Here is a 21535-nt window from a genome sequence, read left to right on the forward strand (position 1 = left end):
GTCGCGACTGGCTAGGACGCGGCCGCGAGGACCTCGTCGAGGATGGTCTCGGCCTTGTCGCTGTCGGTACCTTCGGCCAGTGCGAGTTCGCCGACAAGAATCTGCCGCGCCTTCGCGAGCATGCGCTTCTCTCCTGCGGACAGGCCGCGATCCTGCTCACGACGCCACAGGTCACGCACGACCTCGGCGACCTTGTTGACGTCACCTGACGCGAGCTTTTCGAGATTCGCCTTGTAGCGGCGCGACCAGTTGGTGGGTTCTTCGGTGTGCGGTGCCCGCAGTACCTGGAAGACCTTGTCGAGACCTTCCTGGCCGACGACGTCGCGTACGCCTACGTACTCTGCGTTGTCTGCGGGAACCCGTACGGTGAGATCGCCCTGAGCAACCTTGAGAACGAGATATTCCTTCTGCTCACCCTTGATGGTGCGGGTTTCAATAGCTTCGATCAGCGCCGCTCCGTGATGGGGGTATACGACGGTGTCTCCGACCTTAAAAATCATCTGTCCCGTGCCCCTTTCGATCATTCGAGTTTAACACGTGTCCGGAACCTGGTCTCATCAACGGTGCAGGTCAGGGGCATCATGGCCTGACCGTAGGGGTTGACAGGGTCCCCGATACGTGCATTCCGGACACCCCGATCGGGCGGTTCTTCAGCGCCGAAACCGCACGCAGACAACCATTGTGAGTACCCAGCGAGCAGGCCCCGCGGGCGAACTACTACTCTGCCTAGTTGAAGTGCGAACCTGACACCGGAGGACAACTCGTGACTGCTCTCGACAAGTCGACTCGCCGAGTCGCCACCGCCGTCGCTCTCGCTGCCGGCGCAGCACTCGTGCTGTCCGCCTGCAGTGCGGGCCAGATCACTCAGACGTCGAGTCAGGTCGCCGCGGTCAACGGCAACAGCGCGGACGCCGGGTCGATCGCCCTGCGCAACGTGCACGTGGTCTACCCCGACTCCGCCGAGTACAGCCTCGAGCCGGGCGGCAACGCCGTCCTCGCGTTCACCGCGATCAACAACAACGAGGACACCCCGGACAAGCTGACCCGGATCAGCACCGACTTCGCGCAGTCCGTCACGCTCGGCGAGAAGAGCGGCGGCCTCGAGATCCCGCCGCAGACCGCGCTCATCGCCGGCCTGCCGGGCGAGGACGCCGAAGCGAGCGCCGACGCCGCCGGTCAGAAGGACGAGAGTGCCGACGCACCGGCCGACGTCGTCCTCGTCACGCTGAACGGCCTGAAGGAAGGCGTCCGCCCGGGACTCACCTTCCCCGTCACGTTCGCGTTCGAGAAGGCCGGAGACGTCACCGTGTCCGTTCCCGTCGACGCGGGCCACGAGACCGAGCGCCACGTCTCCGACAAGTCGCCCGGATCCGAAGCCGAGGGCGGCGGACACTAGCAGCCGGACCGGGTCCGCTGTCGGACCCGATACCTAGGCTGGCCGGGTGGCCAAACTCAAATCCAGCTTCCGCTGCTCGTCGTGCCAGTGCACGGTTCCCAAATGGGTCGGCCGGTGCCCCGAGTGCGATAGCTGGGGATCGATGGACGAGGCCCCGATCGTCGCGTCCGTCGCGAGCCGCCCCGGGGCCTCGCTCGCGAAAGCCGGGGCCGGAGCGGTACTTCCGTCCACCCCGGCCACTCCGATCACTCAGATCGACAGCACGTCCACCCGCGCCAAGCCCACAGGCATCGACGAACTCGACCGTGTTCTCGGCGGCGGCGTGGTTCCCGGTTCCGTCGTTCTCCTCGCCGGCGAACCCGGCGTCGGCAAGTCGACGCTGCTCCTCGAGGTGGTCCACCAGTGGGCCCGCCGCGGCCCGGACGACCGGTCCCTCTACGTCACCGGTGAGGAATCCGCCGGACAGGTGCGACTGCGGGCCGACCGCACCGGCGCCGTCCACGAGCGGGTCTACCTCGCCGCCGAATCCGACCTCGCGACCATCCTCGGTCACGTGGAGCAGGTGCGCCCCACCCTGCTGATCGTCGACTCCGTGCAGACCATGCTGGCTGCGGACGTCGACGGCGTGGTCGGCGGAGTCACCCAGGTGAAGGCCGTCACCAGCGCCCTCACCTCCCTCGCGAAGGCCAGCGGCGTGCCGGTGCTCCTCATCGGCCACGTCACCAAGGACGGCGCGGTCGCCGGACCGCGGTCGCTCGAGCATCTCGTCGACGTGGTGCTGCACTTCGAAGGCGACAAGCACTCCACACTGCGGATGGTGCGCGGCGTCAAGAACCGTTTCGGCGCCGCCGACGAGGTCGGTTGCTTCGAACTGCGGGAAGACGGCATCGCCGGCATCAGCGACCCGTCCGGACTGTTCCTCCACCACCGCGCCGAGGCCGTTCCCGGAACCGCCGTCACCGTCATGATGGACGGCAAACGGCCCCTCCTCGGTGAAGTGCAGGCCCTCGTGGCGGCCACGTCCATGCCCGCACCCCGGCGCGCCGTGAGCGGGCTCGACAGCGCCCGCGTGGCCATGGTCCTGGCCGTGCTCGACCGCCGGTGCGGGGTGCAGATCGCGAAGAACGACGTCTATGCGGCCACGGTCGGCGGAATGCGGATGACCGAACCCTCCGCCGACCTCGCGCTGGCAATCGCCGTCGCGTCCGCGGTCAAGGACAAGCCTGTTCCGGACGGACTGGTGATCCTCGGCGAAGTGGGACTGGCCGGCGAGGTCCGCCGGGTACCCGGCGTCGGGCGCAGGCTCGCGGAGGCATACCGCCTCGGATTCACCCGCGCCATCGTTCCCCTCGACTCCGGGGCGGCTCCGAAGGGCATGAAGGTCACCGAGGTCGGGAACCTGGGAGCAGCCATCGCGTCACTGCGGTGACGCTCGGATCGAGGTGTCACTGCAGTGACACTCAGATCGACGACGTGCCGAACGGGCGCTCCGGCACGCCGTCCACGAAGTCCTTGGTCTTCTCGAAGTGCTCGGCGGTGACGGTGAGGAACAGCCCCCGCGACGTCGCCACCACCACGTCGGGATCGGCTGTCGGCCCCTCGACGATGCGCGCCTCGGCGCTCGCGTACACCTTGCGGCGGATCGATCCGTCGATGCTCGCGTGGAATTCGAGGACGGAACCCAGCGGGATGGGCTTGGCGAAGTCGATCTCGAGATGACCCGTGACGACCGGTCCGTCGACGATTGATCGGCACACCATGCCCAGTGCCTCGTCGAACGCGGTCGAGAGGATGCCGCCGTGGATCACTCCCGGACCGCCCTGGTAGCGAGGTGCCACCTCGAGGCGCCCCCACACGTCGAGCCCCTCCCCGGCCGTGAAGCTCATCGACATCCCGGCGGGCGACTGGTCGCCGCACCCGAAGCACCGTGACCAGTGCTGCGGCACGCGCTGACCTGCGGCGGGAAAGCTGCCGACCAGTTCGGGCAGGGTCAGGTCGTCGGGCAAAGTCCAGGTACTACTCATGGATAGGTAATCTAAACGCGGGTCCGGACGTGTTTCCGCGGCGGTCCCCGACAAGTGACGTCTACCTCAGCGGGAGTATTGCGCGATGAACGATGCCGAGTCGTCGTCAGCGCTGCGCGAAACGATTGCCCGGCTGGCTCCCGGAACGGCACTTCGCGACGGCCTGGAGCGCATTCTGCGCGGTCGCACGGGCGCACTGATCGTCCTCGGCTACGACGAGCAGATGGAAGAGATCTGCGACGGCGGCTTCGAGCTCGACGTGGAGTTCGCCCCGACCCGCCTGCGTGAGCTGTCGAAGATGGACGGCGCCGTGGTCCTGTCCACCGACGGGTCCCGCATCGTGCGCGCCAACGTCCAGCTGGTCCCCGACCACAAGATCCCGACCGTCGAGTCCGGCACGCGTCACCGCGCCGCCGAGCGGACGGCCATGCAGACCGGGTACCCCGTGGTGTCGGTCAGCCAGTCGATGAGCATCGTCAGCGTGTACGTCGGCGGCATCCGGCACGTCATCGACGGTTCCGCCACGATCCTGTCGCGTGCCAATCAGGCGGTGGCCACCCTCGAGCGGTACAAGGCGCGGCTCGACGAGGTGACCCGTCAGCTGTCGGTGGTCGAGATCGAGGATTTCGTCACGCTCCGGGACGCCCTGACCGTGGTGCAGCGCCTGGAGATGGTGCGCCGCGTGTCCGTCGAGATCGAGCAGGACGTGCTCGAACTCGGCACGGACGGGCGTCAGCTCGCACTGCAACTCGAGGAACTCGTCGGCGACAACGACGTGGCGAGGGAACTCATCGTGCGCGACTACCTGGCCGGTACCGGCCCGGCGCCCGCCGACGACGTCGAGAAGTCGCTCTCCGCGCTCGACAGGATCACGGACGCAGACCTTCTCGACCTCACGACGTTGGCGCGGGCGTTCGGTTATCCGGGCACCATCGAAGCGCTCGAGGCCCCGATGAGTCCTCGCGGCTACCGCGTCCTCACCCGCGTTCCCCGACTGCAGTTCAACCAGATCCACCGGCTCGTCGGCTCGTTCGGAACGCTGCAGTCGTTGCTGGCCGCGACGGCCGCCGACCTGCAGTCGGTGGAGGGGATCGGCGGGCTGTGGGCCCGGCACATCCGCGAGGGCCTGTCCCGGCTCGCCGAGACGTCGATCTCCGGCCCGTACGACTAGTAGGACAGCCGCAGCGCTTCGAGGCGGGTGCGGATGGTCAGTGCACGCGCGAGTTGCGGACGGTCGCTGCCGCTCCGGACACCCGAACCGTCGACGCCGAGGCGGTCGATCACTTCGTCGGCCCATGCCGCGTCCGCGGCGGACGGGCTCAGCTCGCGATTGACGTCGCCGGTGTGTGCGGCCTTCATGCACAGCTTGCCGGACATCCCCATCGACCGCGTGACGGCCAGATCCGCGACCCGGGTGTTCAGGTCGTCGACCAGCGTCGGCCCGTCGACGGGTGCCGCGATACCGGCGGCGCCGCTCGCGACGACGAGGCGTCCCCGGGCGTAGGCGAGCGCGTCCGCCTCCGCGCCCGCGCCCGTGTCCCGCCGGAAATCGCCACTGCCGAAAGCCAATCGCAGCGTTGCCGGCTCGGAGGCGATCTCGAACGCGAACTCGATTCCCCGCGCGGACTCGACGAGGGCGAGCACCGGAACCGCACCGTCGAGCCGGGCAGCGGTGTCCCGGACCTGTTGCCCGGATTCACTTTTCGCCAGCATGACGCCCTGCAACCCGGTGAGGCCCCGGAGCGCGTCCACGTCTGCCGACCAGTCCTCGGTGGTCGCGGCGTTGATCCGGACCCAGGCGGCGCCGCCACCGGACAGCCACGCGGCGACCGAGCGCCGGGCATCGGATCGTTCCGCGGTGACCACACCGTCCTCGAGATCGAGGATGACGGCGTCCGCGTCGCTCCGTTCGGCGAGGTCGAAATCCTCGGTCCGCGAGGCAGATACCAGCAACCACGACCTCGCGTGCCGAGCGTCGAGGGGAATCGTTGTGAGAATGGTTCTCGTCCTCACTGTCGGTGGTCCGCGGCGGCGTCTCCGACCACGGATTCCAGTGCGACCCGGACCGCGTCCAGGTGTTCGGCCATGGCGCGGGCGGCCTCGTCGTAGCTTCCGGACGCGATGCCGTCCACGATCCGGTCGTGTTCGTCGTTCGACTTCTGCTGACGCCCCGCAACGAGATTCAGCGTTTCGGACTGCCGGGTGAGCGCCTCGCGGATGTCGACGATCACGGATTCGAACACGCGGTTCCGGCTCGTGCGGGCGATGAACGCGTGGAACTGCGCATCCAGGGACACCCACACGAGGGGGTCGTCCTCGTCCCGCATCTGGTCCACCAGGCCGCGCAAGGCGGTCAGGTCCTCGCCGGTGTGCCGCTGCGCCGCCCATCCGGCGGCGGGAACCTCCACGTGCGGGCGCGCCTCGACGAGCTCGTTGGCCGCGTAGTTCCCGAAGTCGAGGTCGCGGGCTATCGAATCGCTGACGACGAACGTCCCGAGGCCCGACTTCGTCTCCGTGAGTCCGAGCGCATGACAGGACCGCAGGGCCTCCCGGATCACCGACCGGCTGACCCCGTGCCGCGCCGCGAGGGACGCTTCGGACGGAAGTCGTTCACCGACCGACAGCTCACCCGACGTGATCGCGTCACGAAGATCCGCGAGGACCGCCTCCGCGGCGCTGACCCGCGCCGTGACAGGGCGCCTGGCTGCCCAGCTGTCTGACAGGTTCATGTGGATATTCTTCTCACGCCCCAGCCACAACGTCAATACGGGACACCTCTGGGGTTGACGCCTGCAAGTGAGCGAGGTAACAATTGCACCTGTCTGACAGCCTGGCAGGTGGATAGCCGGGTGGCTCGACCGAGAATCTACCCTCTTCGAGCAGCAGACTCCGTCCACCGCATCCGTGCAGAGCAACGGCTCGCGCGAATCCCCGTGAGGAATGATCAAGTGCTCGAAACGCGAACAGAACACGATCTGCTCGGCGACCGCCAAGTGCCTGCGGATTCCTACTGGGGAATCCACACGCTGCGGGCCGTGGAGAACTTCCCCGTCACCGGCCGGCCGATCTCCACGAACCCCTACCTGATTCGCGGGCTCGCCTACGTCAAATGGGCCGCGGCGAGCGCCAACGAGAAACTCGGGATCCTCGACAACCGCCGGGCCGACGCGATCGGGCAGGCGTGCCGGGAGATCGTCGACGGCCGCTGGCACGAGCAGTTCGTCGTCGACGTCATCCAGGGCGGCGCCGGGACGTCGACCAACATGAACGCCAACGAGGTGATCGCCAACCGGGCACTCGAGATCCTCGGCCACGGGCGCGGGGAGTACGCGGAGCTCCATCCCAACGAGCACGTGAACCTCAGCCAGTCGACCAACGACGTCTACCCCACCGCGGTCAACATCGCGACGATCTTCGCGATCGACGACCTGCTGGACGCGATGCGCGTCCTGCAGGACGCCTTCGCGACCAAGTCCGTCGAGTTCGCCGACACCGTGAAGATGGGGCGCACCCAACTCCAGGACGCGGTGCCGATGACGCTCGGCCAGGAGTTCGCCACGTACTCGGTGATGATCGACGAGGACCGCGCCCGTCTCGGCGAGGCCGCTCTCCTCGTCCACGAGATCAACCTCGGCGCCACCGCGATCGGCACGGGCCTGAACGCTCCCGCCGGCTACGCCGAGGCAGCGTGCGACACGCTGCGGGAACTCACCGGACTCCCCCTCGTCCTGGCCACGGACCTGGTCGAGGCAACCCAGGACGTCGGTCAGTTCGTCCACCTCTCCGGCGTGCTCAAGCGGATCGCGGTCAAGTTGTCGAAGGTGTGCAACGACCTCCGCCTGCTGTCGTCCGGGCCGCGCGCGGGCCTGAACGAGATCAATCTTCCACCGGTACAAGCCGGTTCGTCGATCATGCCCGGCAAGGTCAATCCGGTGATCCCGGAAGTCCTCAACCAGGTGGCCTACGAGGTCATCGGCAACGACGTCACCATCACCATGGCCGCCGAATCCGGCCAGCTGCAGCTCAACGCATTCGAACCGATCATCGTGCACTCCCTGTCCGAGGGGATGCGCCACCTCGCCGCCGCCTGCCGGATCCTGGCCGACCGCTGCGTACTCGGCATCACCGCCAACACCGATCTGCTGCGTGCCCGGGTCGAGGACTCCATCGGACTCGTCACCGCGCTCAACCCGTACATCGGCTACACCGCCTCGACCCGGATCGCGCAGGAAGCGCTGGTCTCCGGCCGCAGGGTCGCCGACCTCGTGATCGAGGCGGGTCTGCTCGACCGTGAAGAACTCGACCGCCTCCTCAGCCCCGAGCATCTCGCCAACCTGAGAGCGTCCGGTTCGCCACGGCAGACACCTGTCGCCGCTGCCGCGGTGGTGGTGGTCTCGTGACGATCGAGAAGGACGATACCTCCGGCGCCGACATCTTCGTCGAGGAAGACCTCGGCTACCGGAAAGCGCTCGGCCCGAGACAGATCCAGATGATCGCGATCGGCGGAGCGATCGGCACCGGCCTGTTCATGGGCGCGGGCGGACGCCTCCAGCAAGCCGGCCCCGCACTCGTCCTCGTCTACGCCCTCTGCGGGTTCTTCGCCTTCCTGATCCTGCGGGCCCTGGGCGAACTCGTGATGCACCGACCCACATCCGGGTCGTTCGTGTCGTACTCTCGGGAATTCTTCGGCGAGAAGATGGCCTTCGCCGCGGGCTGGCTGTACTGGATGAACTGGGCGATGACGGCCGTCGTCGACGTCACCGCCGTCGCGCTGTACATGAACTTCTTCAAGAAGTACTGGGCACCGCTCGGGAACGTCGACCAATGGGTCTTCGCCCTGGCCGCAGTCGTACTGGTCCTCGGGCTGAATCTCGTCTCCGTCAAGGTGTTCGGCGAACTGGAGTTCTGGTTCGCCCTCATCAAGGTCGTCGCCCTCGCCGCGTTCCTCGGCTTCGGCATCTACTTCGTGCTGTTCGGAACGCCGATCGAAGGACATTCGTCGGGCTTCAGCATGATCACCGACAACGGCGGACTCTTCCCCAACGGAATCCTGCCCGCCGTCGTGGTGATCCAGGGCGTCGTCTTCGCCTACGCCTCGATCGAACTCGTGGGAACCACTGCGGGCGAGACGAAGAACCCACAGAAGGTCATCCCCAAGGCGATCAACACGGTCATCATCCGGATCCTCGTCTTCTACGTCGGATCCGTTCTGCTGCTGTCGCTACTGCTCCCCTACACCGAGTACCACGCCGGCGAGAGCCCGTTCGTCACGTTCTTCGGTTCCATCGACGTGCAGGGCGCCGACGCGATCATGAACCTCGTCGTGCTCACGGCCGCACTGTCCTCGCTCAATGCGGGCCTGTACTCCACCGGCCGAATACTGCACTCCATGGCCATGGCCGGGTCGGCGCCCTCGTTCGCCGCCCGGATGAACAAGGCCGGAGTGCCGTACGGCGGCATCGCCCTCACCGGATTCGTCATCCTGCTCGGGGTGGGACTCAACGCCGTCGTTCCCGCACAGGCATTCGAGATCGTCCTGAACCTCGCCGCGCTCGGGATCATCAGCGCCTGGGCCGTAATCGTGCTGTGCCAGCTGAAACTCTGGAAACTCGCGAAGGAAGGGAAACTCGCCCGGCCCGGGTTCCGGATGTTCGGCGCCCCCTACACCGGGCTCCTGACCCTGGTCTTCCTCGTGTGCGTCGTCATACTGATGGCGTTCGATCACCCTGTCGGAACCTGGACCGTCGGGTCCATCGCGATCATCGCCCCGCTGTTGGTGATCGGCTGGTTCGGCGCGCGGAACCGCATCCGCACCCTGGCCTCGGACCGCCCGACCGCTTAACGAGAGAGGACAACTGTGCCGAAAGTCGCCGTCGTCACCACCGGAGGCACCATCGCCAGCAGGCGGGACGGGCAGGGTGTCAGCAGACCGGTTGTCGCAGGCCCGGATCTGCTGGGCAGTGCGTGGACCGGGACGGAACTCCGTGTCGTCGACGTGATGTCGAAGGACAGTTCGAGCATGACGTTCGCCGATATGGACCGGGTACGCGACGCCGTCACCGCGGAACTGCGCGATCCCGATCTCGACGCTGTGGTCGTGCTTCACGGAACCGACACCATGGAGGAGACCGCATTCCTGGTCGACCTCCACCACGCCGACCCGCGGCCGGTGGTGTTCACGGGTGCGCAACGCACGTTCGACCACCCGGAATCCGATGCCCAGGCCAATCTGACCGACGCGGTCGCCGCGGGATCGGACCCCGCTCTGCGCGGAGCGGGTGTGCTCATCGCGTTCGGAGGCGCCCTGCACCGGGCGTCGGGAACGCGAAAGGTCGACACGACGTCCCTCGACGCGTTCCGATCCGTCCACCCCGCCGGTGTCACCTCACGGCGAAGTCTCGATCCGCTGCCGTGGCATCCGATCTCCGGAACCCGCGTCGACATCGTCGCCGCCTATCCGGGCGCCGACCGCGTCCAGATCGACGCGTGCCGGGCGGCCGGGGCCCAGGGTCTGGTGCTCGACGGCCTCGGATCCGGGAACGCGAACCCGGCGATCGTCGAGGCGGTCCGGGACTGCGCGTCCGCCGGGATTCCGGTCGTGGTTACCACCCGGGTGCCGCACGGCCCGACCTCCGCCACGTACGGCGGTGGAGGCGGCGGGCACGACCTCGTTTCGGCGGGCGCACTGTTCTCGACCGACCTCAGAGCAGGTCAGGCCCGCATCCTTCTCGCGGCGCTGCTCGCCGACCCCGAACACACCGACCTCGACAAGGAATTCGGTCGACGCTCACGCATCGACCCCGCACCGAGGCTCAGCTGAGGTTGAACGGCTCCGGCGCGCTGCGGAGCTGGCCGAGCTGACCGACCACGGTGTACGCACCGGGCCCCACCGGATCGCGCTGGGGTTCCGGTTGCGTCAGGCAGTCGGGCGTGGACGTCTTGGCCGACCACTTCACGGTGAACTGTGCCTGCTCACCGGGCGCGAGGGTGCGCACGTCGGCCGCGGACTGTGGGAAGCAATCGATGTTGGACCACAGACGCACGGCACCGTCGATCGTGTAGACGAGCACCTGCTGGAGGCTGCTGCCCAGATCGCGTTCGCACGGTGTGGTGCCGATGTTGGTGACGACCGTCGTGAAGCTGGGCTCCTCACCCGCCAGGTACGTCGGCTTGTCGGCGGCCACCTTGATGGCCAGCGACTGGTCCGGGCACTGTCCCGCGGCGACCGGCTGGCCGCTGGGAGCCGCGCTGCTCGAGGCGCCGCTGCTCGACGCCCCGGACGAGCCGGACGTGCCCGAGGAGGCCTCCCCGCCGGCGGCAGCGGCGCCACCGCCGCCGCCACCGGACCCACCGCTGGACGTGGACGAACCCGAGGCTGTCGGGGAAATCGACACAGGGGTGGTCAACGAGGAACTCGCTGCCGCCGGATCCGTCTCTGAGTCACCGCCACCACGAAGTGAGTTGATCAACCACACCACGAGCAGCAACACGACGATGGCGCCGCCGATCGCCAGCGCCCTGCGGCGCCAGTAAATCTCGGGGGGCAACGGTCCATTCGGTTCCAGCACGACGTCAACGGTAGTTCGGCGTCGCGCGGCAACGGCTCAGCGGGTGCGGCGTGTCGCGGTCAGTCCGTGAGCTCACCGATGTCCCCGACTGCGCCCTGCAGGTGGGTGCGGCCGTCGGACAGCTTGTACGTGACACCCGCGATGGCGCACGCGCCGCTCTCCACCTTCTCCGCGATGATGCGCGACCGCTGCATGAGCAGCGCCCCGGTCTCCACCACGTGGCGACCCTCGAGTTCGTCGACGGTAGTGAGGCCTTCTCGGCGTCCCATGAGGATCGACGGCGCTACCCGTTCCACGATGCTGCGGATGAACCCGGGCGGCACGTTGCCCTCGTCGAGGGCGTCGAGCGTCGCCTTGACGGCACCGCAGCTGTCGTGACCGAGCACGACGATGAGCGGCACGTTCAAGACGCCGACGGCGTACTCGATGGACCCGAGCACGGCGTCGTCGATCACGTGACCCGCGGTGCGGACGACGAACATGTCGCCCAGACCCTGATCGAAGATGATCTCGGCGGCGACGCGGGAGTCTCCGCATCCGAACAGGACGGCCGTGGGGTGCTGGCCGCCGACGAGCTTCGCGCGATCGGCGATGCCCTGGCTGGGATGGAGCGAGGTGCCGCTCACGAATCGGTCGTTACCCTGACGCAGGGCCTTCCACGCGGACACGGGGTTGGAATTAGGCATGGGAACATTGTGCACCGGGCGCGTCGCACCGTCGCAACGGGAATGTGACGACGGCGGAAATTCCGTTTCCCCCGTGAACGAAGGGACTTGTGAGGACGAAGTGGCCGTTGACTCCTCCGCGCTGATCAGCTGGTACGACGTACAGGCCCGGGATCTGCCGTGGCGCCGCGGCGGCGTCACGGCCTGGCACATCCTGATGAGCGAGATCATGCTGCAGCAGACGCCCGTCGTCCGGGTGGCCCCGATCTGGGAGGAATGGGTGCAGCGCTGGCCCGTCCCGTCCCGCATGGCCGCGTCGAGTCAGGCCGACGTTCTGCGCGCCTGGGGCAAGCTCGGCTACCCGCGTCGGGCGCTGAGACTCCACGAGTGCGCCGGGGTGCTGGCCGCCGAGCACGGCGACGTGGTTCCCAGTGACGTCGACACCCTCCTCGGTCTGCCCGGCATCGGTGCCTACACCGCGCGGGCCGTCGCCTGCTTCGCCTACGGACAGCGCGTACCCGTCGTCGACACGAATGTCCGGCGAGTGGTCGCCAGGGCCGTGCACGGAAGCGCCGAGCCGGGAAATCCGTCGACCACGCGTGACCTCGCCGACGTGTCCGCGCTGCTCCCCCGAACCCGCGCGCGGGCCGCCACGTTCTCCGCGGCCCTGATGGAACTCGGGGCCACCGTGTGCACCGCACGCTCCCCCGAATGCGCCCGCTGCCCGCTTCCGAAATGCGCCTGGGTGGATGCCGGACGTCCCGCGCACACGGGTGAGCGCCGGAAGGTCCAGAAGTTCGCCGGCACGGACCGTCAGGTGCGCGGCAAGCTCATGGCCGTACTCCGTGAGAGCTCCGCCCCCGTCGAACGCGTCCGGCTCGACCAGGTGTGGCTCGGCGATCCCGGGCAGCGCGACCGCGCCCTCCACTCCCTGCTGATCGACGGACTCGTCGAGCAGACCGACGACGGCCTCTTCGCCCTCGCGGGCGAGGGGAACTGACTGCCAAACGCTCAGCCGAGCCCGTCGAGGAATGCCTCGACCACTTTCCGGTACTGCTCCGGCTGGTCGTCGTGGACGAGGTGCCCGGCCTGCTCGATGCGGACGTACTCGGCGCCCGGGTGCCGCTCCGCCATGGTCCGCATCTGACCTTCGGGAGTGATCGTGAACTCTCCCTCGATCAGCAGGGCCGGAACGCTGATCGACGCCCACTGGTCCCAGAAGTGCCTGCCGCCCCACTCCTCGGAGATGTCGCGGAACGTGTCGACGTCCCCGTGCAGGTACCAGCCGTCGGCGCACTTCTCGAACGAATCCAGGAAGTACTGTCCGGCAACCGGACCGAAGAACTCGAAGAGGTCTTCCCGCGTCGCGAACGGCTGCGGCCAGTTCGAGATCATCGCCGCCCAGTCCGCGGCGGTACGGCCCCGGAAGTCGGGGGCCATGTCTTCGAGCACGAGCGCCGACACCTTCTCCGGGTGTTCGGCCGCCAGGCACCACGCGTGCAGGGCGCCCATCGAATGACCGATCACCACCCACGGCCCGGCGAAGGGCGCGAGCGCGACGACCAGGTCTTCCACGAATGCTTCCGTCGTCAACCGCGACGGTGCGGGCCTGCCGTGACCTGCGGCGTCGAAGGTGAAGACGTGGCCGTGTTCGCGCAACCACGGCACGTGCCGCCCCCACGTCCGCGCGCTGCCCATCAGCCCGTGCAGGAGCAGAATCGGCTGTCCCGTCCCGCCCTCGTCGTGCAACGCACTCTCACCCGCCACCCCTCCGACGCTAGCGGAGTAACCTCGCCCGCATGGCAGTGGTGAAGATCAACGCAATCGAAATTCCCGAGGGCGCGGGCCCCGAACTCGAGAAGCGCTTCGCGGCGCGGGCGCACGCCGTGGAGAACTCCCCCGGCTTCCTCGGCTTCCAGCTTCTGCGCCCAGTCAAGGGCGAGAGCCGCTACTTCGTCGTCACCCAGTGGGAGAGCGAAGAGGCATTCGCGGCGTGGCGCGACGGTCCGGCCAGGGAAGCACACGCCGGTGAGCAGAAGAAGCCGGTGGCGTCCGGAGCTTCCCTGCTCGAGTTCGAGGTCGTGCTCGACGTCGCGGCGGCGAGCAAGAGCTGAGAGTCGGGGCCGAGCGGGAGGATTGACACGGCGGCCCGCCGGGTGCAAAAGTTCGCAGGACAAAGCGATGGTTCGGCAGGAATCCGGTGCAATCCCGGAGCGGTCGCGCCACTGTAAATCGGAGTAGTCCTTCACGGGAGCCACCTCGACAGCCAGATACTGCGGCCATCGCCTGGACCTAGGGGACGCGAAATCCCAGGAGGAACTATGGCACTCGCCTACGCACCCGGCTCGTCGGTCGACACGACCCGCCTCGCCGTCATCTCTTTCGCGATCGTTCTGTTCGCGATGCTCGCTCTCTATCTCGTTGGTTTCGACCAGGGCGCGATTTCGCGCAGTGGCATGTACATGCATGAATTGATGCACGACGGCCGCCACCTCCTGGGTCTGCCATGCCACTGACCGATTCCTTCGCGAAACTCCTCATCCGTGGTCTGCTGGCCGGCCTGATCGCAGGCATCCTGGCCGGTGGCGTCGCCTTCGTCCTCGGTGAGTCACACATCGATGCGGCCATCGCGATCGAAGAGTCGCACAGCGCTTCCGAAGCCGAAGTCCACTCGCACGACGCCACCCAGGCAGAAGAGCCGGCCGGGCACTCGCACGACGAGGAAGAAGCACTGGTCAGCCGTGACGGACAGCGCTTCGGACTGTTCCTCGCCACGTCCCTCGCGGGCCTGGCTCTGGGAGCGATCTTCGCCGTCGTCGCGAACTACGCGCGTCGGGTGACGACGCTGTCGGGGCCGTTGCTCGGGCTGACACTGGCCACGTTGGGCTGGTTGGCAATCGAGGCGGTGCCGTTCTTCAAGTACCCCGCCAACCCGCCCGCTGTCGGAGACCCCGAAACGATCACCCAGCGCACCTGGCTGTGGCTCGCCGCAGTCGTGCTGGGCCTGCTCGCGGTGGTGGCCTCCGTCTTCGCGGCGAAGGCCGTCGCAGCGCAGGAGTTCCTGTCGGTGCGGATCGCGGCGCCGGTTCTCGCCTTCCTCGCGGTGGTGACCATCGGATACCTCGTTCTGCCCACCGTCAACGAAGTGGGCGACGACTTCCCCGCAGTGCTGCTGTGGCAGTTCCGCCTGTCGTCCCTCGCGACGCAGGCCACGTTGTGGCTGGTTCTCGGACTGGCCTTCGCGTTCCTCACGGAGCGTGCCACCCGGGCCACGACGCCCGCGACGGCAAACGCCGCCTGACCCGCCTCTCGGGGTCAGCGGGATCTGTCCCATCGGGCCGGGTCCGCCTCCAGGGCGGCCCGGTCCCAGCCACCCCGCTCGGCGGCCGCGTCGTACGTGCTGTGCAGGAACTTCAGCAGTGCGGCATCGGGATCGTCTGCGGTGCGGACGGTCTCGTACGGCAGCAGGAACTGCCCGTTCTCCTTGCTGTAGAAAGCTCCTTCAGGCCCGACCGGGTAGTCGGCGAAGCCGTCCGGTTCCGGATAGGCGTACGCGTAGAACGCGCCTTCGACACCACCACCGGGCCAGAAACCGCAGCTGCTCAGCTCGTGCGAGTAGCCCTCGACCATCACCCAGTCTCCGCAGTTCGGTGCTCCGCCAGGGTGAGTCGGTGCGGTTCGCCCGGAGAACCGTGTACAGGCCAGGTCGAGCGCACCCCAGAAGAAGTGCACGGGACTGACCTTCCCGATGAAATGGGAACGGAACTCGTGTAGGACGCGGTCTGCCTGCACGAGCTGCCGCCAGAACTGGTGCACCGACTCCCCGTCGTACGAACAGTGCTGGGTGTCCTCCGCGAACGGAACTGCGGGGTCCACCTCGTTGGGCCGGGCCAGAATGGTCGTCGCCACACCCAGTTCGGCCAGCGTGCCCATCGTCTCCGCATAGAAATCGGCCACCGACTTCGGTTCGAGGGCAATCGTCCCGGTGCCGCCCGTGCTCGTGCGGATCACCAGTCGGTGGTCGGCGAAGTCGAATTCGATGTCGAAACAGTCGGTGTCGTACGGGATCGTCGACGTCGTGAGACCGCGGGGGCTCACGTACAGCGGGACCTGCCACCAGTGGTTGATCAACGGTGCGTGGGCCAAGCGGATCTTCCCGACTATCTGCGTCCACATGTGCAGGGTGTCCCGCGTCGACGTCCAGTCGTCCACCTTCAACGCCGGCCATGCATCTCCGGATCGTGTCTGCTCGCGCACAGTGCCTCCCTGCCGACGACGTGCATTTCAATGTGCCCCTCGTCCGGGGTGATGGCAAGCGCGTCGCACCGATACCCGGGTAGGGGTGGACTCCACTCTCCGGGGTGATGTGCCGCGACGTCACCGATACCAGCATGGAGACATGACCACTCGCACTGCACCCTCGGTCCCGCAGCCGGTCGAGCGCGCGTACTGGCTGCTCGGACTCGCCTTGTTCGCCGGCGTGGTCGAGGCCATCGCGCACGCGTCGACGGCATTGCAGGGCCCGGACGCCGACGTCGGGAGCCTCGCCGGACAACTCGCGGTCCGCGTCGTCGTCTACGGCGCGGTGCTGTTCGTCATGACCCGTTTCCGCAGTGGCAGGGCGTGGGCGCGGAACACCCTCGCGATCGGTCTCGGCGTGTTCGGCGTCGCTTCGCTCGTGATGGAACCGATCGCCTGGGTGTCGGCCGGCAACGACCCGATGTCCGCCGTCACCGGTGTGACGCTCGACGTCGCGGTGATCGCGACCGCCCGGCTCACCCATCTCGTGGCGGTGATCGGTGCGGTGGCACTCATGTTCCGGCCCGACGCCAACCGGTACTTCGCGCGCCGCTAGTTCACCGGCGCTGCGCTCGCCTGCGTCAGAAGCTGCAGGAACACGTCCTTCGGCTGCGCGCCGGACACGGCGATTCGGCGGTTCGCGACGAAGAACGGCACCGCCGACACCTGCAGTCGACGGGCGGTCTCGAGGTCGGCGCGGACCGCGTCCGCACCGGCATCGGACTCGAGTTCGGCGCGCACGGTGTCGGCATCGAGCCCGGCCCGCGCCGCGATGTCGACGAGCACCTCACGGTCGTCGATCACGGCTCCCTCACCGAAGTGCGCGCGGAACAGCGCCTCCACCACGGCATCTCGTTCGTCGCCCGCCAGCTGGATCAACCGGTGGGCGTCGAAGGTGTTGGCCGCGATCACGGTGTCGAAATCGAGACTCAGCCCCTCGTCGGCCGCCGTGCGCGCAACCTGACCGAACATCTGACGGACCTGCTCGGCAGGCATACCCTTGTGCTCCACCAGGGCGTCGAGTTCACTGCGCCGCTCCCCCACCGGCGTCTCCGGCGACAGCTGATACGACCGCCACACCACATACACCCGGTCGCGCCCCTCGAACTCCGCGAGGGCCGACAGGAAACGGTGCTTGCCGATATAGCACCAGGGGCAGGCGACGTCGGACCAGATCTCGATCTCGATGTCGCCGTCGGTGTTCTGCTGAATCGTCACAGTTCAGTGGAACGAATCGCTGGCGCATTCTGTTCCGCCACGTTCGACACGGTGTTTGTCTTGGCTCGACGTTTGTCTTGGCTCGACGCGCTGCATTTCCGCACGCCGGATTCGACCGAACGGTACGGTGATGGGATCGACACGGCGAGAGTAACGTCGTATCGATCGTGCCGCTGAGTGAGGGGCGCTCGTTGCGATGCCCGGACAATCGGCGGCTCGATGATCGTGGAACCCGAACTCCTCCAGGAGTAACCATGGTTTACGTCTCCTCACCGAGCAAGTCCGTCGAGTCACTCGGAATCGTGCTGATCGCCGTCGGAGTCGTCCTGCTCGCTCTGCTCACCCTCTACCTGGTCGGATTCGACCAGGGTGCGATCTCCCGAAGTGGCATGTACCTGCACGAATTGATGCACGACGGCCGCCATCTCCTGGGAGTTCCCTGTCACTAGTTCCACCACGACCGGAGCACGCGATGAACTCTCCAGCAGATTTCGAAGCACACGCGAACAGGGTCGCGGAGTACGGCCCGGTCCATCACACTGAGATGGATTCGCCGTATTACCTCTCCAATTCCGCGTTCGACGCGTTGCGGCACGTTCTCCACGACGTCGGCGGCCAGACCGCCCTCCCCGTCAAGTACGAGGAGAAGGTCGAAGAGGACTGGGAGATGAGCACATACGTCACGTGCGAATGCCTCGGGTGGCGCGGTGTGTGGAACTCCGAGGAGCGCCGCCGCGCCGAGAACGATCTGGGCGCAACGCTCTACTTCGGGTTGCCGTACTACGCGCGGTGGATCACGGTGGCCGCCAAGACGCTCATCAACAAGGGCCTGATCACGCCCGACGAACTCTCCGCCAAGATCGACGAGGTCCGGGCGCGGTCGGGTGCCGGGAACGCGACTGGAGGCCAGTCATGACGAAGTTCGAGATCGGCGACCGGGTCACCGTCAAGGACGCGACCTCGATGTTCCACACCCGAACTCAGGCATTCATCCGTGGGCACACCGGCGTCGTCGTCGAACACCGCCCGGAGTGGGTGATTCCCGAGGACGAGGCGTGGGGACGCGTGGAGGACGGCCGGACCGAGCCGTACTACGTCGTCCGCTTCCGGCAGACCGACCTCTGGCCCCGCTACACCGGATTCGAGATCGACACGTTGGAAACCGAGTGCTCCGAGCGCTGGCTCGAGCCGGCAGGAGAGGCGGACACATGACGCATTCGCACGGCGATCACGCCCCGATCCAGGCCTCGGAGGAGGTCAGCGAGTTCGAGATCCTGGAGACCGCCATTCGGGAACTGTCCATCGAACACGGACTGTTCTCCCGCGAGGACCACCGCCGTTTCTCCGAATGGGCCGAATCGGTAGGGCCGTCGGGTGGTTCGAAATTGGTTGCGAAAGCGTGGGTCGACCCGGAATTCAAGAAGCGACTACTGGCCGACGGCACCGAAACCTGTAAGGAAGTGGGGATCGACTGGCGCGACCCGACCGGATCGGGCACGCCGAGCGACTACACGTACTTCTACGTGCTGGAGAACACCCCGAAGGTCCACAACGTCATCGTCTGCACGTTATGTTCCTGCTATCCGCGGCCCGTTCTCGGTATGTCTCCGGACTGGTACCGCACCCCCAACTATCGCCGCCGGCTGGTGCGCTGGCCCCGCGAGGTGATCGCGGAGTTCGGTCTGCACTTCCCATCGGATGTCGAAGTGCGCGTGCATGATTCGAATCAGAAATCACGGTTCATGGTGATGCCGATGCGCCCCGAGGGCACCGAGGGGTGGAGTGAGGAACAGTTGGCGTCGATCATCACCCGCGACACCATGATCGGCGTCGCCGTCCCGCAGGTCGATTGGACCGCGACCACACCACCCTCGGACAACGGAGGAACCGCGCGATGATGACGGACAAGGCATACGACGTCATCCTGAACACGTTGGCCCCGGAGACGACCCGCGACGACGCGACACTACCGGACCTCGACCGCAAGCCCGACCCGTGGGAATCGAGCATGCAGGCCACCGCGGAATGCTTGTCCTGGCGTGGCGCCTGGGACAATCTCGACAGGCGCCACACCGAGGACCAGTTGGGCGAAACCATCTACCGCGACTTCCCCGTCCGCTCCCGGTCCGTCGTCGCCACCGCTCACGCGTTGATGGACAAGGGCGTCATCAGCCCGGACGAACTCCAGGCGAAGATGGCGGAAGTGCGCGCACGGTTCAGCCGTCAGTAGCCGGCTGGACTCAGGACTCGAGTGCCGCGTCCAGCGTGATCTCGACTCCGGTGAGTGCCTTGCTCACCGGGCACGACTCCTTGGCGGCCTGAGCGGCCTTCGCGAACCCGTCGGCGTCGAGACCCTCTACCTCACCGCGGACCGTCAGCTTGATGCCGGTGAGCTTGAAACCCGGGTTGTCCGGTCCGAGTGAGACATCCGCCCTCACCTCGAGGCTCTGCGGGGTGCCGCCTGCCTCCGCGATGAGTGCGGACAGCTGCATCGCATAGCAGGAGGAATGCGCCGCGGCGATCAGCTCCTCCGGGCTGGTGGTTCCACCAGCCTCCTCGGCCGCCCGCTTGGGGAACGAGACGTCGAAGGTCGCGACACCGGAACTGGTGAGTTCCACCTGGCCGCTTCCCTGTTCGAGCGATCCGTTCCAAGCGGTCCGTGCGGTACGTGTCGGCATGCCACATCCTCTCGTGGTTCTTCGGGTTGACGTCTCGAACCTACTCGTACCGGGCGGACATGCGCACCGCCCGGGAACGCAGGGCGGCCCGCAGATCATCCGGTGCCAGCACTTCCGCGTCCTCGCCGAATGCCCACAGAACCCCGCTCGCGTGGGAGTCGTCGCCGAATACCACTTCCAGGCGGACCCGGTCGTCGTCGGCCGACTGCTCGGACCGGACGGCGTAGGCGCGCTCCACCAGGTCGTCGCGGCGCTCACGGCGCACGAGAACGTCGGCGACCACTGGTGTCCCGCGCGCCCGGAACGTCGAGCGGCGACGCTCCCAGATCGCGGCGAGGTCGATGTCGGCCGATCGCTGCGCCGGCTCGTCGAGTTCGCGGACGTCCTCGATTCGCTCGAGCCGGTACGTCCGGTCGCGGCCGGAGTCCGTCGCGACCAGATACCACCGTCCCGCCGCATGGATGAGGCCCTGCGGGTCGATGACGCGCCACACCGCATCGTTGCCCCGCGACGGGTAGAGGATGCTCAGCCGCCGGCCCACGAACACCGCCTGCTGGATCAGCCCGAGATGATCGTCGACCGGTTCCGGATCGGTCAGCCACGATCCCTGGGTGACGAACACCCGCTCCGCCACCTTCGTCGCCGCCGCCCGGTGCGCGTCCGGCATCGCCGCCACCACCTTGCGCATCGCCGACGCGAACGCCGGTGCCATGCCCAGCGATTCCGATGTCATCGCCGACCCGGCCGCCAGCAGGGCCTTGGCCTCGTCGACGGTCAGGCCCGTGAGGTCGGTGGTGAACCCCGGGAGCAGTTCGAAGCCGCCGGCCCGGCCGCGCTCCGCGTAGACGGGTATCCCCGCCGTCGACAATGCGTCGATGTCCCGCAGCACCGTGCGGGGTGACACCTCGAGTTCGCGGGCCAGCTCCGACGCCGACATGCGGCCGCGGTTACGGAGCAGGAGTACGAGTGAGAGCAGGCGGTCGGCGCGCATGGGGAAAGTCTGGCAGAAATACATGACAGGAGATGTCATGTATCGCGGCGATAGTTGCCTCATGACAAACAACACGACAGATCCCCGACCCCTCTACCGCGAAGCCCTCACCTGGACCACCGGCCTCATCGAGAAGGTCCGCGAGGACCAGCTGACGGCGTCCACTCCCTGCGTCGACTTCGACGTCCGCACCCTGCTCGGCCACCTGGTCGCCACCGTGGAGCGTGCCCGCGTGATCGGTGAGGGCGGCGACCCGGGCACCGTTCCGCTCGTCGTCACCGACATCCCCGACGACGGCTACGCCGACGCCTACCGGTCCGCCACCGACCGCATGTGGCCCGTCTGGGCCGACGACAGCCGGCTCGACGCGACGGTGACCGCACCGTGGGGCACCGTCCCCGGCAGCGCCGCGATCTGGGGGTACATCAACGAGACGCTCGTGCACGGCTGGGACCTGGCAGTCGCCACGGGCCAACCCTCCGAAACCCGCCCGGAACTCGCCGAGGCCATGCTCGCCGTCGCACGGCACGCGATCCCGGCGGAGACGCGCGGCGGGCACGTGCCCTTTGCGGACGTGGTCGAGCCGCACCCCACCGCCGGTCCCACCGAGCGCCTCGCCAACTGGTCGGGACGCAAGAGCATCTGACCCCGCACACACGAACGGGCCGCCGGTGGAAAACCACCGGCGGCCCGTTC

At 67.5% G+C, this 21535-nt stretch carries 28 protein-coding genes and 1 riboswitch; of the genes, 17 read left to right on the forward strand and 11 right to left on the reverse strand.

From position 1 onward, the window contains the following. Positions 1-11 precede the first annotated feature (11 nt). On the reverse strand, positions 12-500 hold the full coding sequence (carD, locus tag ACFVJ3_RS19175) for an RNA polymerase-binding transcription factor CarD (protein ID WP_005262216.1): 489 nt from the start codon (positions 498-500) through the stop codon (positions 12-14). Between the two features lie 263 nt (positions 501-763). Between carD and ACFVJ3_RS19180 the strand changes: the two genes are divergently transcribed. Together ACFVJ3_RS19180 and radA are read left to right on the forward strand one after the other, a co-directional pair. Then, positions 764-1396 (forward strand): hypothetical protein, encoded by a 633-nt coding sequence (locus ACFVJ3_RS19180; RefSeq protein WP_378453524.1) that lies wholly within the window; start codon positions 764-766, stop codon positions 1394-1396. A 46-nt stretch (positions 1397-1442) separates the two neighbouring features. Next, a complete protein-coding gene (gene radA, locus ACFVJ3_RS19185) occupies positions 1443-2825 on the forward strand; it encodes a DNA repair protein RadA (RefSeq protein WP_378453525.1) in 1383 nt (460 codons plus the stop codon). A 31-nt stretch (positions 2826-2856) separates the two neighbouring features. Here the strand turns inward: radA and ACFVJ3_RS19190 are convergent, their stop codons facing one another. Further along, complete coding sequence (locus tag ACFVJ3_RS19190) at positions 2857-3420, reverse strand: PaaI family thioesterase (protein ID WP_378453526.1); 564 nt, start codon at positions 3418-3420, stop codon at positions 2857-2859. Positions 3421-3505: 85 nt separating this feature from the next. On the opposite strand from ACFVJ3_RS19190, the gene disA reads away from it, so the two are divergent. After that, positions 3506-4591: a DNA integrity scanning diadenylate cyclase DisA gene (gene disA / locus ACFVJ3_RS19195; protein ID WP_005244912.1), complete on the forward strand. Its 1086-nt coding sequence runs from the start codon at positions 3506-3508 to the stop codon at positions 4589-4591. Here the strand turns inward: disA and ACFVJ3_RS19200 are convergent. Together ACFVJ3_RS19200 and ACFVJ3_RS19205 are read right to left on the reverse strand one after the other, a co-directional pair. Beyond that, complete coding sequence (locus ACFVJ3_RS19200; RefSeq protein ID WP_378453527.1) at positions 4588-5373, reverse strand: HpcH/HpaI aldolase/citrate lyase family protein; 786 nt, start codon at positions 5371-5373, stop codon at positions 4588-4590. The two genes, disA and ACFVJ3_RS19200, sit on opposite strands and share 4 nt — an antisense overlap. A gap of 56 nt (positions 5374-5429) precedes the next feature. Further along, positions 5430-6149: a FadR/GntR family transcriptional regulator gene (locus tag ACFVJ3_RS19205; protein WP_378453528.1), complete on the reverse strand. Its 720-nt coding sequence runs from the start codon at positions 6147-6149 to the stop codon at positions 5430-5432. A 219-nt stretch (positions 6150-6368) separates the two neighbouring features. Here ACFVJ3_RS19205 and ACFVJ3_RS19210 point away from each other — a divergent pair, with 219 nt between their 5' ends. From ACFVJ3_RS19210 to ACFVJ3_RS19220, 3 genes are read left to right on the forward strand one after another with little or no spacing between them, the layout of a single operon-like run. Beyond that, positions 6369-7820 (forward strand): aspartate ammonia-lyase, encoded by a 1452-nt coding sequence (locus tag ACFVJ3_RS19210; protein WP_378453529.1) that lies wholly within the window; start codon positions 6369-6371, stop codon positions 7818-7820. Continuing rightward, a complete protein-coding gene (locus tag ACFVJ3_RS19215) occupies positions 7817-9262 on the forward strand; it encodes an amino acid permease (RefSeq protein ID WP_378453530.1) in 1446 nt (481 codons plus the stop codon). Before ACFVJ3_RS19210 ends, ACFVJ3_RS19215 begins: the two co-directional genes overlap by 4 nt. 15 nt (positions 9263-9277) lie before the next feature. After that, positions 9278-10240 (forward strand): asparaginase, encoded by a 963-nt coding sequence (locus tag ACFVJ3_RS19220; protein ID WP_378453531.1) that lies wholly within the window; start codon positions 9278-9280, stop codon positions 10238-10240. Here ACFVJ3_RS19220 and ACFVJ3_RS19225 read toward each other — a convergent pair. Both ACFVJ3_RS19225 and ACFVJ3_RS19230 read right to left on the reverse strand, forming a co-directional pair. Beyond that, positions 10233-10988, reverse strand: a complete 756-nt coding sequence (locus tag ACFVJ3_RS19225; protein ID WP_378453532.1) for a hypothetical protein — start codon at positions 10986-10988, stop codon at positions 10233-10235. The genes ACFVJ3_RS19220 and ACFVJ3_RS19225 overlap by 8 nt on opposite strands. A gap of 59 nt (positions 10989-11047) precedes the next feature. Then, the gene (locus ACFVJ3_RS19230) at positions 11048-11674 is read right to left on the reverse strand and encodes a carbonic anhydrase (protein WP_378453533.1); all 627 of its coding nucleotides are present in this window, start codon (positions 11672-11674) and stop codon (positions 11048-11050) included. Positions 11675-11774: 100 nt separating this feature from the next. Between ACFVJ3_RS19230 and ACFVJ3_RS19235 the strand changes: the two genes are divergently transcribed. Beyond that, positions 11775-12653, forward strand: coding sequence for an A/G-specific adenine glycosylase (locus ACFVJ3_RS19235; RefSeq protein ID WP_378453534.1), 879 nt, complete (start codon positions 11775-11777; stop codon positions 12651-12653). 11 nt (positions 12654-12664) lie between these two features. On the opposite strand, the gene ACFVJ3_RS19240 is transcribed toward ACFVJ3_RS19235, so the two are convergent. After that, entirely contained in the window at positions 12665-13420 is a 756-nt protein-coding gene (locus ACFVJ3_RS19240; protein WP_378453535.1) for an alpha/beta fold hydrolase, read from the reverse strand. 32 nt (positions 13421-13452) lie between these two features. Between ACFVJ3_RS19240 and ACFVJ3_RS19245 the strand changes: the two genes are divergently transcribed. The 3 genes from ACFVJ3_RS19245 to ACFVJ3_RS19255 all read left to right on the forward strand — a co-directional run bounded on the left by ACFVJ3_RS19245 (position 13453) and on the right by ACFVJ3_RS19255 (position 14954). After that, on the forward strand, positions 13453-13767 hold the full coding sequence (locus ACFVJ3_RS19245; RefSeq protein ID WP_378453536.1) for an antibiotic biosynthesis monooxygenase family protein: 315 nt from the start codon (positions 13453-13455) through the stop codon (positions 13765-13767). A gap of 51 nt (positions 13768-13818) precedes the next feature. Continuing rightward, positions 13819-13952, forward strand: a riboswitch (cobalamin riboswitch). 22 nt (positions 13953-13974) lie between these two features. Further along, positions 13975-14169 carry a CbtB domain-containing protein gene (locus tag ACFVJ3_RS19250; RefSeq protein ID WP_005244930.1) on the forward strand — a complete coding sequence of 65 codons (195 nt, stop codon included), beginning with the start codon at positions 13975-13977 and terminating at the stop codon, positions 14167-14169. Then, positions 14160-14954, forward strand: coding sequence for a CbtA family protein (locus ACFVJ3_RS19255; protein WP_378453537.1), 795 nt, complete (start codon positions 14160-14162; stop codon positions 14952-14954). The genes ACFVJ3_RS19250 and ACFVJ3_RS19255 overlap by 10 nt, the downstream gene beginning before the upstream one ends. A 14-nt stretch (positions 14955-14968) precedes the next feature. Here the strand turns inward: ACFVJ3_RS19255 and ACFVJ3_RS19260 are convergent, their stop codons facing one another. Further along, a complete protein-coding gene (locus ACFVJ3_RS19260) occupies positions 14969-15910 on the reverse strand; it encodes a DUF5996 family protein (protein WP_378453538.1) in 942 nt (313 codons plus the stop codon). 142 nt (positions 15911-16052) lie between these two features. On the opposite strand from ACFVJ3_RS19260, the gene ACFVJ3_RS19265 reads away from it, so the two are divergent. After that, positions 16053-16508 carry a hypothetical protein gene (locus ACFVJ3_RS19265; RefSeq protein WP_378453539.1) on the forward strand — a complete coding sequence of 152 codons (456 nt, stop codon included), beginning with the start codon at positions 16053-16055 and terminating at the stop codon, positions 16506-16508. Here the strand turns inward: ACFVJ3_RS19265 and ACFVJ3_RS19270 are convergent. Beyond that, the gene (locus tag ACFVJ3_RS19270) at positions 16505-17170 is read right to left on the reverse strand and encodes a DsbA family protein (protein WP_378453540.1); all 666 of its coding nucleotides are present in this window, start codon (positions 17168-17170) and stop codon (positions 16505-16507) included. The two genes, ACFVJ3_RS19265 and ACFVJ3_RS19270, sit on opposite strands and share 4 nt — an antisense overlap. 254 nt (positions 17171-17424) lie before the next feature. Here ACFVJ3_RS19270 and ACFVJ3_RS19275 point away from each other — a divergent pair, with 254 nt between their 5' ends. Genes ACFVJ3_RS19275 through ACFVJ3_RS19295 form a run of 5 tightly spaced genes read left to right on the forward strand, consistent with a single transcriptional unit; the run spans position 17425 to position 19400 of the window. After that, positions 17425-17619: a CbtB domain-containing protein gene (locus ACFVJ3_RS19275; protein WP_005244942.1), complete on the forward strand. Its 195-nt coding sequence runs from the start codon at positions 17425-17427 to the stop codon at positions 17617-17619. Positions 17620-17642: 23 nt separating this feature from the next. Next, on the forward strand, positions 17643-18086 hold the full coding sequence (locus ACFVJ3_RS19280) for a hypothetical protein (protein WP_378453541.1): 444 nt from the start codon (positions 17643-17645) through the stop codon (positions 18084-18086). After that, positions 18083-18382, forward strand: coding sequence for an SH3-like domain-containing protein (locus ACFVJ3_RS19285; RefSeq protein WP_378453542.1), 300 nt, complete (start codon positions 18083-18085; stop codon positions 18380-18382). The genes ACFVJ3_RS19280 and ACFVJ3_RS19285 overlap by 4 nt, the downstream gene beginning before the upstream one ends. After that, positions 18379-19068, forward strand: coding sequence for a thiocyanate hydrolase subunit gamma (scnC, locus tag ACFVJ3_RS19290; RefSeq protein WP_378453543.1), 690 nt, complete (start codon positions 18379-18381; stop codon positions 19066-19068). The genes ACFVJ3_RS19285 and scnC overlap by 4 nt, the downstream gene beginning before the upstream one ends. Next, complete coding sequence (locus ACFVJ3_RS19295; RefSeq protein WP_378453544.1) at positions 19065-19400, forward strand: ScnB; 336 nt, start codon at positions 19065-19067, stop codon at positions 19398-19400. Before scnC ends, ACFVJ3_RS19295 begins: the two co-directional genes overlap by 4 nt. A 10-nt stretch (positions 19401-19410) precedes the next feature. On the opposite strand, the gene ACFVJ3_RS19300 is transcribed toward ACFVJ3_RS19295, so the two are convergent. Next, the gene (locus tag ACFVJ3_RS19300) at positions 19411-19848 is read right to left on the reverse strand and encodes an OsmC family protein (protein WP_378453545.1); all 438 of its coding nucleotides are present in this window, start codon (positions 19846-19848) and stop codon (positions 19411-19413) included. Between the two features lie 40 nt (positions 19849-19888). Next, positions 19889-20839: a helix-turn-helix transcriptional regulator gene (locus tag ACFVJ3_RS19305; protein WP_378453546.1), complete on the reverse strand. Its 951-nt coding sequence runs from the start codon at positions 20837-20839 to the stop codon at positions 19889-19891. A 37-nt stretch (positions 20840-20876) separates the two neighbouring features. Between ACFVJ3_RS19305 and ACFVJ3_RS19310 the strand changes: the two genes are divergently transcribed. Continuing rightward, positions 20877-21485, forward strand: coding sequence for a TIGR03086 family metal-binding protein (locus ACFVJ3_RS19310; RefSeq protein WP_378453547.1), 609 nt, complete (start codon positions 20877-20879; stop codon positions 21483-21485). Positions 21486-21535: the final 50 nt, after the last annotated feature.

Source organism: Rhodococcus sp. NPDC127593 (assembly GCF_042671975.1).
In the GTDB taxonomy this organism is placed as follows: domain Bacteria; phylum Actinomycetota; class Actinomycetes; order Mycobacteriales; family Mycobacteriaceae; genus Rhodococcus_F.

Bases quoted from the DNA above. Each gene is read 5' to 3' on its own strand.
- carD (WP_005262216.1), bottom strand. From the start codon at position 500: ATGATTTTTAAGGTCGGAGACACCGTCGTATACCCCCATCACGGAGCG.
- ACFVJ3_RS19190 (WP_378453526.1), bottom strand. From the start codon at position 3,420: ATGAGTAGTACCTGGACTTTGCCCGACGACCTGACCCTGCCCGAACTG.
- disA (WP_005244912.1), top strand. From the start codon at position 3,506: ATGAACGATGCCGAGTCGTCGTCAGCGCTGCGCGAAACGATTGCCCGG.
- ACFVJ3_RS19205 (WP_378453528.1), bottom strand. From the start codon at position 6,149: ATGAACCTGTCAGACAGCTGGGCAGCCAGGCGCCCTGTCACGGCGCGG.
- ACFVJ3_RS19230 (WP_378453533.1), bottom strand. From the start codon at position 11,674: ATGCCTAATTCCAACCCCGTGTCCGCGTGGAAGGCCCTGCGTCAGGGT.
- ACFVJ3_RS19245 (WP_378453536.1), top strand. From the start codon at position 13,453: ATGGCAGTGGTGAAGATCAACGCAATCGAAATTCCCGAGGGCGCGGGC.
- ACFVJ3_RS19250 (WP_005244930.1), top strand. From the start codon at position 13,975: ATGGCACTCGCCTACGCACCCGGCTCGTCGGTCGACACGACCCGCCTC.
- ACFVJ3_RS19255 (WP_378453537.1), top strand. From the start codon at position 14,160: ATGCCACTGACCGATTCCTTCGCGAAACTCCTCATCCGTGGTCTGCTG.
- ACFVJ3_RS19265 (WP_378453539.1), top strand. From the start codon at position 16,053: ATGACCACTCGCACTGCACCCTCGGTCCCGCAGCCGGTCGAGCGCGCG.
- ACFVJ3_RS19275 (WP_005244942.1), top strand. From the start codon at position 17,425: ATGGTTTACGTCTCCTCACCGAGCAAGTCCGTCGAGTCACTCGGAATC.
- ACFVJ3_RS19280 (WP_378453541.1), top strand. From the start codon at position 17,643: ATGAACTCTCCAGCAGATTTCGAAGCACACGCGAACAGGGTCGCGGAG.
- ACFVJ3_RS19285 (WP_378453542.1), top strand. From the start codon at position 18,083: ATGACGAAGTTCGAGATCGGCGACCGGGTCACCGTCAAGGACGCGACC.
- scnC (WP_378453543.1), top strand. From the start codon at position 18,379: ATGACGCATTCGCACGGCGATCACGCCCCGATCCAGGCCTCGGAGGAG.
- ACFVJ3_RS19295 (WP_378453544.1), top strand. From the start codon at position 19,065: ATGATGACGGACAAGGCATACGACGTCATCCTGAACACGTTGGCCCCG.
- ACFVJ3_RS19300 (WP_378453545.1), bottom strand. From the start codon at position 19,848: ATGCCGACACGTACCGCACGGACCGCTTGGAACGGATCGCTCGAACAG.
- ACFVJ3_RS19305 (WP_378453546.1), bottom strand. From the start codon at position 20,839: ATGCGCGCCGACCGCCTGCTCTCACTCGTACTCCTGCTCCGTAACCGC.
- ACFVJ3_RS19310 (WP_378453547.1), top strand. From the start codon at position 20,877: ATGTATCGCGGCGATAGTTGCCTCATGACAAACAACACGACAGATCCC.